This is a genomic window from Sphingopyxis sp., from assembly GCF_025869345.1.
Lineage (GTDB): Bacteria > Pseudomonadota > Alphaproteobacteria > Sphingomonadales > Sphingomonadaceae > Sphingopyxis.
Window position 1 is genome coordinate 1 of record NZ_JAOZVW010000055.1, and the last position, 10,481, is coordinate 10,481.

The window sequence follows — 10,481 nt, forward strand, 5'->3', positions numbered from 1 at the left end:
GGGGTCCCGCTTGTCACCGTCGCTTAGCGGGACCCCGGATCAAGTCCGGGGTGACGACAAGTGTAAGGGCCAAGAAAAAGGGCCGGAGGATCGCTCCCCCGGCCCCGTTTCTTCGACTGAGCGCCGAACGGTGCGGACTTTAGAAGTCCATACCGCCCATGCCGCCCATGCCGCCGCCGCCCATCGGCATCGCCGGCTTGTCTTCGGGAAGCTCGCTGACCGCCGCTTCGGTGGTGATCAGCAGGCCCGACACCGACGCGGCGTCCTGAAGCGCGGTGCGCACGACCTTGGTCGGGTCGATGACGCCGGCGGCCTTGAGGTTCTCATAGACGTCGGTCGCGGCGTTGAAGCCCTGGTCCTGGTTGTTTTCGCGCAGCAGGTTGCCGGCGACAACCGCACCATCGTGACCGGCGTTGGCCGCGATCTGGCGCAGCGGCGCTTCGATCGCCTTGCGGACGATGTCGATGCCGCGGGTCTGGTCGTCGTTGGCGCCCTTGAGGCCGTCGAGAGCCTTGGTCGCATAGAGCAGCGCGGTGCCGCCACCGGGGACGATGCCTTCTTCCACGGCCGCGCGGGTCGCGTGCAGCGCGTCGTCGACGCGGTCCTTGCGTTCCTTCACCTCGACCTCGGTCGCGCCGCCGACCTTGATCACCGCAACGCCGCCAGCGAGCTTCGCCAGACGTTCCTGCAGCTTTTCGCGGTCATAGTCGCTGGTCGTGGTTTCGATCTGCGCGCGGATCTGTTCGACGCGACCCTTGATCGCCTCGGCTTCACCCGCACCGTCGACGATGGTGGTGTTGTCCTTGTCGATCGTGACGCGCTTCGCCTGGCCGAGCATGTTCAGCGTGACCGACTCGAGCTTGATGCCCAGGTCTTCGCTGATCATTTCGCCGGCGGTCAGGATCGCGATGTCCTGCAGCATCGCCTTGCGGCGATCGCCGAAGCCCGGTGCCTTGACGGCCGCGACCTTCAGGCCGCCGCGCAGGCGGTTGACCACCAGCGTCGCGAGCGCTTCGCCCTCGATGTCCTCGGCGATGATCAGCAGCGGACGGCCCGACTGCACCACGGCTTCGAGGATCGGCAGCATCGACTGGAGGTTCGACAGCTTCTTCTCGAAGATCAGGATGTAGGGATCGGTAAGCTCGACGATCATCTTTTCCGGATTGGTGATGAAGTAAGGCGACAGGTAGCCGCGGTCGAACTGCATGCCTTCGACGACGTCGAGCTCGAACTCAAGGCCCTTGGCTTCCTCGACGGTGATCACGCCTTCCTTGCCGACCTTGTCCATCGCTTCGGCGATCTTCTCGCCGACTTCGGTGTCGCCGTTGGCCGAGATGATGCCGACCTGCGCGATTTCCGAATTGCCGGCGACCGGGGTCGAACGCGCGGCGAGATCGGCGACGACCTTGCCGACCGCGAGGTCGATGCCGCGCTTGAGGTCCATCGGGTTCATGCCGGCGGCAACCGACTTCATGCCCTCGCGAACGATCGCCTGAGCGAGAACGGTCGCGGTGGTGGTGCCGTCACCGGCCTTGTCGTTCGCCTTGCTGGCGACTTCGCGCAGCATCTGCGCGCCCATATTCTCGAACTTGTCCTTGAGCTCGATTTCCTTGGCGACCGACACACCGTCCTTGGTGATGCGGGGGGCGCCGAAGCTCTTGTCGATCACGACGTTGCGGCCCTTCGGCCCCAGCGTGACCTTGACGGCGTCGGCGAGGATGTCGACGCCCTTCAGGATGCGCTCGCGCGCGTCGCGCGAAAATTTAACGTCCTTGGCAGCCATGTGGATGCTCCTTCAAAAGATTATGAAACGGGTGAGAACGGGACTCAGGCGATGACGCCGAGGATGTCCGATTCCTTCATGATCAGCAGCTCTTCGCCGTCGACCTTGACTTCGGTGCCCGACCATTTGCCGAACAGGATGCGGTCGCCGGCCTTGACGTCGAGCGGGGTGACCTTGCCGTCGTCGGCGCGGGTGCCCGAACCGACCGAGACGACTTCGCCTTCCTGCGGCTTTTCCTTGGCGGTGTCGGGGATGATGATGCCGCCGGCCGTCTTTTCCTCGGCTTCGATACGGCGGACGAGCACGCGGTCGTGCAGCGGACGAAATTGCATGGATATCCCTCCAGAGGTGCAAATGATGTCACTTAGCACTCACACGGGACGAGTGCTAACAGGCGGGCATATGGGTCGCACCCCCGGAGGCGTCAAGCGGGACCGGAGGAATTTTTTCCGCGCTCTCCCTCCATGTCCGATACGGACGATGCGCGTGGTTCTTTTTGTTTCGCACAAAGACACGAAGCCACAAAGAGGAAGGCTCGGGCCGACAGGCCCCCTATTCTTTCATCGGCGCGGCAATGCGCGGCGTTGAAAGAGAAAGCCGCTTCGCGGCAGGCACGACATCTTCGTGCCTTTGTGTCTTTGTGCGAAACAAATTTAGCAGGGCAACAGCCCCAGCCGTCCCCGCATCCGCCAGCGCGTGAGCAACAGCGCCGCGACCACCACCAGCCCGACCGCGAGGCCGATCCACACGCCGACCCCCGCCATCGGCGTCCAGAAGCCGAGGTAGATCGCGGTGCCATAGCCCGCGATCCAATAGCCGCAGACCGCGATCAGCATCGGGATGCGCGTGTCCTGCAGCCCGCGCAGCACCCCCGCCGCGACCGTCTGCGCGCCGTCGAAGAGCTGGAAGGCGGCGGCGACGACGAGGAACTGCATCGCGAAGCCGACGAGCAGCGCGTTCTTCGGATCACCGACATCGACATAGATCGACAGGAAAAGGCTCGGAAACAGCCACATCGACAGCGCGGTCAGCGCCATGAAGCCGATGCCGAGCCCCAGCGAGGCGCGGCCCGCGAGCGCGATGCCGCGGCGATCGCCCGCGCCGTAAGCGAGCCCGACGCGGATCGTCGCCGCCTGCGCGACCCCGAACGGAATCTGAAAAGCGAGCGCCGCGATCTGGAGCGCGATCGTATGCCCGGCAAGCTGCGCCTCGCCGATCCGCCCCATCAGGAAGGCGGCGCCGGTGAACAGCCCCGCCTCGGCGAGAATGGTCAGTCCGATCGGGGTGCCGATGCGCAGGATCTCGGTAAAGCGGCTCCACTCGCTGCGCCACCAGTTGCCGAACAGGCGATAACGCCGCAGCCGCCGGTCGCTCTGGATCACGACGACATAGGCGATCAGCATCGCGGTGCTGGTGAGAATGCTCGACAGCGCCGAACCGTGGAGGCCGAGCGCGGGCAAGCCGAGATGGCCGAACACCAGCACCCAATTGCCGAACACATTGACGAACAAAGCGAGGAAGGTGATCGCGGTCGCGATCGTCGGCCGCCCGAGCGCCGAGACGAAGATGCGCAGCACGCTCGCCGCGATCATCGGGAACATGCCCCACATCAGGATCAGCAGGAAACTGGCGGCATGACGCGTCAGCTCGGGCTCCTGCCCCGTCGCGCGCATGATCGGCCCGCCCGCCGCGCAGACGCCCATGAAGACGAGCGAGACGAGCAGGCTGATCCACAGCGCCATGCGGACGGTGCGCCGCACCTCGCGCACGCTATGCTTGCGGCGCCCGAGTTCGGCGGCGATCAGCGGCGCCGACGCGCCGACGAGCCCGGTGCCGGTCCACAGCAAGAGGCCGAAGATCGCGACGCCGAGCGACGAAGCCGCGAGCGCCGCATCGCCGAGCCTTGCCACGAAGATGACGTCGACCGCGTGGACGAGCATCTGGAGCAGGTTCGCCGCCGCCAGCGGCCAGGCGAGCGCCAGCGTCGCGCGAAATTCGGCGCGGAAAGTCTGCGGCGGCGCCGCGGTCAGGGGATGGGCCTGCTCCAGCATAGCCGGCCCGGATAGGCGAGCAGGCGGGTCAGCGGCAAGCCCCTAATGCAGGGTTATGTCTACGCGGCCGCCCGCTACCCCGGTCGAGCGGCGGTCCATCTTCGAGCGCGGAACGCCGCGACCTTCGAGATAATTCTGGACCACGGCAGCCATGCGGTCGTTCGGCGCGGCGATCTCCACCCGGCCGCCGCAGTCGCGGGCCACCTTGCCCAGCATATCGAGCAGCGCCGTCGATTCGGGCGTGATGCCGGCAAGATCGGCATCGAAATCGATCGGGAAAGGCCCGGTCCCGCACACGGCCGTGCCGAGGTCGCCCGGAACGAAGGCCTCGGTAATGTCGGACATCGCCGCAGGCGGGGGCGGCGATATGGTCGCTGTCGGGGCGGAAGGCGGCGCAGCGCCGTCCGCGGCCGCGCTGCCGCCGCGATATATCCATGCCGCCGACAGCAGCAGCACGCCGGCAACGCCGGCAAGCACCGCCCAGCGAAAGTGAGGAGCGCTCACCCGCCCGGCTTCGGGGGGCGCCGGCGCCTTCTCTTCCTCTGCCTGAGGCTTAGGATCGTGATCGGGCAGCGCGGCGAGATGCCGCTTTGCCGCGTCCGTCAACGGATCGCCGGGATGGGCGGCGATCCAGCCACGCCAAGCCCGGGCGTCGGCCCTCTGCTTGCAGCTCAGATAATCGCCGAGCCCGGGCCGGCCGACGAGGCGGCCGATGCGTTGAACGATCTGACGCCATCCCTCGCTCGTCCTGAAATCGGACGGGCCGAACAGATCGACCGCCTGCACCGATGCGAATTCGAGCGGCGGCAGACAATCGTCGAGCCGCGCCGCGACCAGCCGCTCGCCCTGCCGCCCGGTGCGCGCCTCGGCGCGAATCCAGTCGCTATCGGCCGCGAGCGCCGACCAGAGGACGAGCACGACCTTGGCGGCGCGGACCTCCCGCTCGATCTCGCGATCGAAATCGGTGCCCGGCTCGATATGCGCGTCGAACCAGACCGACAGTTTCAGCTCGACAAGCGCATCGTGGATGGAGAGGCAGCGGGCGCGTTCCTCGCGCTTGTAGCTGATGAAGACGTCCGTCATTGTCGCATTCAATGCTTTGCGGCGTCATTGGCTCCACATCATCGTCATTTCATAGGCGAAGGTGATGAAAGTCAGCGTCAGCCCCACGACGAACAGCCGATAGGCATAGGCCAGAAAACGATATTTGCGCCGCGCGAGGATCAGGCCGTTCTGATAGGTGTCGCGCAGGATCGTCTCGTACAGATCCTCCTCGGTCCGCATCCGCGCCTTGACCGCGTCGATGAACTCATCCTCGTCCATCTGCGCGAAGCGGCCGAAGAAGAGGATGTTGCTGTGATCCTTGCCGTCGCGATAGACGGCGGGCGGCGCCTTGCCGACGCGCGGCAGCACCGCCGAGATCGCGAGCAGCGCGGAGAGGAAGGAAAAGGTCGCGAGCACGGTCAGCGGCATCGCGAACGCGCCGCCCCCGCCCCGCGCCTGCCCGACCGCGAGCGTGAAGACGACGAAGGTCGCGCCCATCAGGATCGACGCCTTTTGATCCGCCATCTGCGACAGCTGCATCGTGATCTGCTGATTGGTGCGCACCAGATGCACCGCGTTCGGCGGAAAGCTGATGGCCGGCCGGTCCGGCTTGGCGTCGGTTGTTTCGCTGTCCATCGCGTCGCGTCCCTGTCGGCGGCCCAGCCGGGGGGATGGCACGAAGCGCCACGAACGGCAAGATGCTGCCCGATTCCCGCCGCATTCGCTTGCCATGCGGGACGCATCGCGGCATTTCCGCACGCAACATTCCTCTAAATGGGACGCACCCGATGAGCACCGCCCTCAAGGACCAGATTTACGGCCTGATCACCCCTTTCAACAAGAAGGGCGTCGACCTTACCGACGCGACCACCTTCGCGGGCGACCTCGAATGGGACAGCCTGACGGTGATGGATTTCGTCGCCGAGGTCGAGGACACGTTCGACATCATCATCAGCATGAACCAGCAGGCCGAGATCGAAACTGTCGGCCAGCTGATCGCCGCGGTCGAAAAGCTGCAGGGCTGACCTTTCTTTCCCGTTCGTGTCGAGCGAAGTCGAGACACCCATCGGGATAGCGCAAGGCCGAGGGGCATCTCGACTTCGCTCGATGCGAACGGATTTTGGACATTTGATATGACCGACCTCTTCTCGAAATTCGACCCGCTCATCAAGCAGCGCGAAGACCTGCTCGCGACCGGCGTCACCGACCCGTTCAGCCTGGTGATGGAGAAAGTCCTCTCCCCCACGGTCGCGATCTGCAACGGGCGCGAGACGATCCTGCTCGGCACCTATAATTATATGGGCATGACCTTCGACGCGGACGTCATCGCCGCGGGCGAGGAAGCCCTTGAGAAATTCGGCAGCGGCACCACCGGCAGCCGCGTCCTCAACGGCACCTATCAGGGCCACAAGGAGTGCGAGGAGGCGCTGAAAAAGTTTTACGCCATGGATCATGCCATGGTGTTCTCGACCGGCTATCAGGCGAACCTCGGCATCATCTCGACGATCGCGGGCAAGGGCGACTATGTCATCCTCGACATCGACAGCCACGCCTCGATCTACGACGGCTGCAAGATGGGCGACGCCGAGATCGTCGCCTTTCGCCACAACGACATCGAGGCGCTGGAAAAGCGCCTGAAGCGCCTGCCGCCCGAGGCGGGCAAGCTCGTCGTGCTCGAAGGCGTCTATTCGATGCTCGGCGACGTCGCGCCGCTGAAGGAGATGATCCGCATCGCCAAGGAAAATGGCGCGATGGTGCTGGTCGACGAGGCGCATTCGATGGGCTTCATCGGCGAGCACGGCCGCGGCGTCGCCGAGGCGCAGGGGGTGATCGGCGACGTCGATTTCATCATCGGCACGTTCAGCAAGAGCGTCGGCACCGTCGGCGGCTTCTGCGTCTCGAACCACCCGAAGTTCGAGATCATGCGGCTCGTCTGCCGTCCTTACGTCTTCACCGCCTCGCTGCCGCCCAGCGTCGTCGCGACCGCCGCGACGAGCATCCGCAAGCTGATGCACGGATCGAACAAGCGCGCGCACCTGTGGGAAAATTCGAAGACGCTGCACAAGGGGCTGCGCGATCTCGGCTTCACGCTCGGCACCGACGAGCCGCAGTCGGCGATCATCGCCGTCATCATGCCCGACCTCGAAAGGGGTGCGATGATGTGGGAGGCGCTGCTCGAGGAAGGCCTTTACGTCAACCTCGCGCGCCCGCCCGCGACCCCCGCGGGGATGACCCTGCTGCGCTGCTCGCTGTGCGCCGAACATACGAGCGAGCAGGTCGGCGAGATTCTCGCCCGCTTCGAGCGCGCGGGCCGACGCGCCGGAATTTTGGGCTGAGCCGCCGCGCCGCGGGCGGCCGCGCCGACCAGCGGATTCCTTTTCGCGGCGAATCGAGGCGGCGCGCGGCGCCTGCGTCCTTCGCGCCTTTGCCCCGGGCCGCTTGTCCGGTAGAACGAGCGCGTGTTCGAGCGGGATCTGGAGAATGAAACCGAGGGGCAGCGAGAGCGGTTTCGCTTCTGGCTGACGATCGGGCTGGGCGCGATCCTGACCTGCGTGGTCGGGGCGCTCGTCCTGCTGCTCAGCCGCGCCAACGACGACTACGACCGCTCGCTCGGCTGGCAGGCGCACAGTCTGGAAATCATCTCGCAGACGCGCAGCCTCGACGCGGCGCTGGCCCGCGCCGAAGCCGCGCTCGGCCGTTTCGCGGTCGGACTGCAAAAGGAGGACGGCCGGGTCTATCAGCAGCAATGGGGACTGTCGCAGCAATATCTGACGCTGCTCCAGCGCAACGTCCGCGACAATCCCGAGCAGGCCGAACTCGTCCGCAAGCTGACCACCGAACTCGACGCGCGCGGCGCCCAGCTCGGCGACGCGGCACTCAGCGCCAATTACCGCCAGACCGTCGCCGCCATCTCCAAATATAATGCCGCCGGCCACGATGCCGCGCTGATCCGCATCGACCGGCTCTTGTCCAACCTCATCCGCAACGAGCGCCGGATATTGTTCGAGCGCAATCGCGTCGCGGCGGCGGATCGCGCCAGCCTGAACCAGGCGGTCCTGCTCTTTTCGCTGCTCGGCGCCGCGGCGGCGGTGATCGCGATCGCCGCGACGGTCTCGCTCGTCCGCGCCGAAAGCGAACGCCGCGCCGCGCGGCGCGAAACGCTGTTCGAAAGCGACCGCGCGATGCAGCTCGAGGCCGCGGTCGAGGCGCGCACGGCCGAGCTCGCGCAGGCGAACGACGCGCTACGCAGCGAGATGACCGAGCGCGCGGCCGCCGAGGCACAGCTCCGCCAGGCACAGAAGATGGAAGCGGTCGGCCAGCTCACCGGCGGCATCGCGCATGATTTCAACAATATGCTCGCGGTCGTGGTCGGCGGGCTCGAACTCGCGCAGCGGCTCGTCGCGACCGCGCCCGACAAGGCGCAGCGCCACCTCAGCAACGCGATGGACGGCGCCAACCGCGCCGCCGACCTGACCCGCCGCCTGCTCACCTTCGCGCGCTCCGAACCCGCGCGGCCCGAAATGATCCCGGTCGACGCGTGCATCACCAGCTTCGCCGAACTGATCGAGCGGACGATCGGCGACCGCATCGCGCTGACGCTCGACCTGCACGTCCCCGGCCTCGCCTGCTGGGCCGATCGCCAGCAGTTCGAGAATGCGCTGCTCAACCTCGCGGTCAACGCGCGCGATGCGATGGAGGGCCATGGATCGCTGACGATCCGCACCCTGCGCGACGAGGAGGAAGAGGCGGCGGCGCTGGCGGTGCAGGTGATCGATACCGGCTGCGGCATGTCGCCCGAAGTGCTCGAACGCGTCTTCGACCCCTTCTACACCACCAAGCCCGCCGGTCAGGGCACCGGCCTCGGCATGAGCCAGGTCTTCGCCTTCTGCCGCCAGTCGGGCGGCGAGGTGCAGCTATCGTCGACCGAAGGCGAAGGGACGAGCGTCGCGATGCTGCTCCCCGTCGCGCGCGCCGAAACCGGCCTCGCCGCCGGCGACGACGCGGGCGAAACGCCCGACGCCGCACCCCCCGCCGACGCCCTGACGATCCTCGTCGTCGAGGACGACCAGCGCGTCCTCGCGGCGACGGTCGGGGCGGTCGAGGAACTGGGGCACACGGCGATCGCGTGCAGCAATCCGCTCGACGCCGAGGCGCTCGTCGACACGCACGGCGGTTTCGACCTCATCCTGTCCGACGTGCTGATGCCCGAACTCACCGGCCCCGAAATGGTCGCCGGGCTGAAGCAGCGCTGGCCCGACCTGCCGGTGCTGTTCGTCACCGGCTATGCCGGCGATGCGAGCGAGGATGCGGCCTTCGGCGACCATGACGTGCTGCGCAAACCCTTCACCCTCACCGCGCTCGACCAGGCGATCCGCCGCACCAACGCGCCCGCGGAGGGGCAGCGGCTGGCGGGCTGACCCCGCCGCCGGAGGCGTCTCCCTCGCCGCGATGCGCCCCGGCCTATGGCCGTGCCGCCATCCTGCACCGTTTCTTTCGACCTTCTTCGCGCCTTTGCGCCTTTGCGTGAGATTTTTTGGACTCACGCAAAGGCGCAAAGGCGCGAAGAAGGTCCGTCCCCATCCTCACCCCAACTGTTCCCCCGCGAAGGCGGGGGTCCATCTCCCGCCCTATCGATATTCAGCGGCGCAGGAACACGACAGCGCAGGAGATGGACCCCCGCCTTCGCGGGGGAGCGGGGACGGATTGAGGCTCGCCATTCCAACTAGCGAATCGCGCCGCTCTTCATCAGGCGCGGCACCAGCGTGACCGCCGCGAGCAGCGGCCAGCGGCGCTGCCAGGGCTTGATCTCGATCTTCGTCCCTGCGTGACGGTTGATCTTCCACGCCAGATAATCGATCCCGCCGGCATAGGTGAGGCTCGCCTTCGCCAGCCGCGCGACGCTGAGCAGCTTGCCCTCGATGCGGCGGCGCGCCCAGCCGCCGCTCGGTGCGCCGGCGGGGATCGCGGCGATGGCGGGTTCGCTGAAGCGCCAATAGCGGTCGGGATCGGCATCGACGACCGACTGCGCGCGGTTCGCGCGTTCGGCGCGCAGTTCGACCGAATAGGTCAGCGCAAAGGCGCGGCGCCACCAGTCGAGCGGCTCCTCGCCCGCGCGGGCGCCCGCGGCGGCGAGCAGGGTCGGCGCGGCGCGGGCCACCGACGCGGCCGCGCGGCCCGCTGCGGTGTCGTCGACCGCCCAGACGAGCCGCGACGGCTGCGCGAAGCGCGCCCAGACCGACACGTTGCGCGTCTCCGGCCCGTTCAGCCGATCGAAGTCGGCTTCGCTCAGCACCGCATATTTGGCGATCAGCCCGCCGTGCTGGAACGGAAAGACATTGGGCGGGATCAGCCGGTTCGCAAGCGCCAGCCAGCGCCGCGGATAGGCGTCGCCATAGTCGGAGACGATCAGATAGAAATCGAGCATCAGCCCGTCGAGCTCGCGCTCGCGCAGGCAGCTCCCGTAAAAAAGCACCGCGCGCGCGCTGCCCGGATAGTCGGCGGCGATCGCCGCCGCCATCGCGGCGACGCGCGGATCGACGGGGAGCGACAATTCTTCGCGGACCAATTGCGCCAGCCTTCCCGATTCCCCGAGCGAAGCCGAG

General features: G+C 67.0%; 9 protein-coding genes. 3 read left to right on the top strand and 6 right to left on the bottom strand.

The features are described 5' to 3' along the window. Nucleotides 1-139: 139 nt before the first annotated feature. The 5 genes from groL to OJI97_RS06190 all read right to left on the bottom strand — a co-directional run bounded on the left by groL (nucleotide 140) and on the right by OJI97_RS06190 (nucleotide 5,514). On the bottom strand, nucleotides 140-1,783 hold the full coding sequence (groL, locus tag OJI97_RS06170) for a chaperonin GroEL (RefSeq protein ID WP_297662114.1): 1,644 nt from the start codon (nucleotides 1,781-1,783) through the stop codon (nucleotides 140-142). Nucleotides 1,784-1,827: 44 nt separating this feature from the next. Further along, on the bottom strand, nucleotides 1,828-2,115 hold the full coding sequence (gene groES / locus OJI97_RS06175) for a co-chaperone GroES (protein ID WP_037554105.1): 288 nt from the start codon (nucleotides 2,113-2,115) through the stop codon (nucleotides 1,828-1,830). Between the two features lie 321 nt (nucleotides 2,116-2,436). Then, nucleotides 2,437-3,834, bottom strand: a complete 1,398-nt coding sequence (locus tag OJI97_RS06180; RefSeq protein WP_297662118.1) for an MATE family efflux transporter — start codon at nucleotides 3,832-3,834, stop codon at nucleotides 2,437-2,439. Between the two features lie 42 nt (nucleotides 3,835-3,876). Continuing rightward, on the bottom strand, nucleotides 3,877-4,917 hold the full coding sequence (locus OJI97_RS06185) for a toll/interleukin-1 receptor domain-containing protein (protein WP_297662120.1): 1,041 nt from the start codon (nucleotides 4,915-4,917) through the stop codon (nucleotides 3,877-3,879). A 24-nt stretch (nucleotides 4,918-4,941) separates the two neighbouring features. Beyond that, on the bottom strand, nucleotides 4,942-5,514 hold the full coding sequence (locus OJI97_RS06190; RefSeq protein ID WP_297662122.1) for a Pycsar system effector family protein: 573 nt from the start codon (nucleotides 5,512-5,514) through the stop codon (nucleotides 4,942-4,944). A gap of 152 nt (nucleotides 5,515-5,666) precedes the next feature. Here OJI97_RS06190 and OJI97_RS06195 point away from each other — a divergent pair, with 152 nt between their 5' ends. The 3 genes from OJI97_RS06195 (at nucleotide 5,667) to OJI97_RS06205 (ending at nucleotide 9,296) form a co-directional block, all read left to right on the top strand. After that, entirely contained in the window at nucleotides 5,667-5,903 is a 237-nt protein-coding gene (locus OJI97_RS06195) for an acyl carrier protein (protein ID WP_257546570.1), read from the top strand. Between the two features lie 108 nt (nucleotides 5,904-6,011). Continuing rightward, nucleotides 6,012-7,214: an aminotransferase class I/II-fold pyridoxal phosphate-dependent enzyme gene (locus tag OJI97_RS06200; RefSeq protein ID WP_297662125.1), complete on the top strand. Its 1,203-nt coding sequence runs from the start codon at nucleotides 6,012-6,014 to the stop codon at nucleotides 7,212-7,214. Between the two features lie 123 nt (nucleotides 7,215-7,337). Continuing rightward, nucleotides 7,338-9,296, top strand: coding sequence for an ATP-binding protein (locus OJI97_RS06205; RefSeq protein ID WP_297662126.1), 1,959 nt, complete (start codon nucleotides 7,338-7,340; stop codon nucleotides 9,294-9,296). 305 nt (nucleotides 9,297-9,601) lie between these two features. Here OJI97_RS06205 and OJI97_RS06210 read toward each other — a convergent pair whose 3' ends face one another. Beyond that, entirely contained in the window at nucleotides 9,602-10,453 is an 852-nt protein-coding gene (locus tag OJI97_RS06210) for a hypothetical protein (protein WP_297662128.1), read from the bottom strand. Nucleotides 10,454-10,481 lie beyond the last annotated feature (28 nt).